The organism is Kitasatospora sp. NPDC056531, from assembly GCF_042794375.1.
GTDB lineage: Bacteria > Actinomycetota > Actinomycetes > Streptomycetales > Streptomycetaceae > Kitasatospora.
This window is the reverse complement of sequence record NZ_JBHTTU010000308.1, coordinates 490-2,023: the sequence shown is the minus strand read 5'-3', so window position 1 is coordinate 2,023 and position 1,534 is coordinate 490. Positions and strand designations below refer to the sequence as shown.

Annotated in this window: 1 protein-coding gene; it reads right to left on the bottom strand. The window is 68.5% G+C overall.

Features of this window, described 5'->3' with window-relative positions:
- On the bottom strand, positions 1-1,043 hold a 1,043-nt coding region (locus tag ACFQ87_RS45930; protein ID WP_380616997.1), incomplete at its 3' end, for an arylsulfotransferase family protein.
- Positions 1,044-1,534 lie beyond the last annotated feature (491 nt).

Below are 1,534 nucleotides of genomic sequence, written 5' to 3'. Positions count from 1 at the left end.
CCCCTGTACTCCGAGTAGTACGACTCCTGCCCCCACCCGACGAACTCGTTGCCGTTGGTGAGTGCCTGGGTGTCTCCCTGGGACGCCGCGTACAACCCCGGTGCGTGGTAGTAGGTCCGCGCCGTGGTCGCGCGGTGGTTGGGGAAGTCGAGGTTGAGGATCAGGCCGTGTGACTGCTGTTCGGGGGTGCCGTCCGGCTGGTTGCAGCAGCCGTCGTCGAACATGCTGATCCGGTTTCCCGGCCGGAACCGGGCGTGGTGCTGCCAGTAGAAGTCCGCGTTCGGGCCGAAGCTGAAGTCGCTTCTCTTGCCGCCGAGTTGCCAGCGGATGTCGCCTGTCTGCCGCGCGACGTCGTAGACCGCCCAGAGGTTTCGGGCCGAGATCAGCAGCTGGCCGTCGGGGCCCTCGTCGATCGAGTTCACGTGATAGGCGTCCCACACCCCGCCGGACGAGGACGCCGAGGAGGCTGACACCTCGGAGTCCGCCGGGTTCACGTGGTCCAGGATGTCCCACGAGAAGACGAGTTTCCCGGTCGCGAGATCGACCTCCTGGACCTCACTGTCCTCGATGGCTCCGTTCTTCGGCCCCCCGTACGGGGTGAGGTCCATCGGGACCGGCTTGGAGGCGATGAACAGCGCGGTCCCCCGGCGCGTCAGGAGGAACTCGTGGAAGTCCGGGTAGAAGCCGTGCCGGGCGAAGACCGTCCTGAGCAGGCGGTAGTGGTCGTCGTAGATGTAGTAGCAGCCTCCCGGCTCGGGGGCGCCGCCGGGCAGGTCGGTGTAATACGGGGGGATCGCGATGGTTCCCTGCCAGAACGTCAGCACCGGTTGTGTGACGCCGCTCCGGGGGTTGTGGTACGTCTGCACCCGGAAGTCGCCGTTCTCGAGGTTCGCGACGGGAAGCGGGCGGAACCAGACCGGATCACCGGAGTCCTCGAGCATCAGCGCCCCGGTCTGGCCGACCGGCTGGGTGAGGTTGTACGGGGCGACGAAGACGTCCCCCGGGGCCGTGCCCGGGTGTCGCGTGGTCACGGTGACCCGCATGGGATGCAGCTTCGGCGCGGACACGAAACTCCACACATCGCTGCCGGAGGTGATCGGTGGCGGTACGTTCGTCGCCGGCGGGGCGGGCTGGGTCGCGCACTGGGCACGGTCCCATCCCATCAGTCGGACGCTGCGGACGTGCCCGCCCCGAGCGAACCGAGTGCCCCAGCCGTCACCATCACCGTCGCGGCCGCCATCCACCGGTGCCAGGCACCCATAGCTGCAGGCACGTCCCGCCTCCTTCTGCTGCTCACCCGCGCGGAATCGGGGCGATGGCCGCACGGCCTTGGCTGACCTGCCCGGAAGCGGCGGGAAGCCGGCGCCCCACACGAGGTTGTACGGGCCTGCGGCATTCGCCTCGGAGGCCTTCGCCCTTGGTGACCGGTATGGCTCACAGATGGCACCCGAACAGGCCAGGCCCCCGAAAAGGGCCGACTGAGAGGAAGACTGAGACGGGACACGACGAAGGCCCCGACCGGAAACCGGTCGGG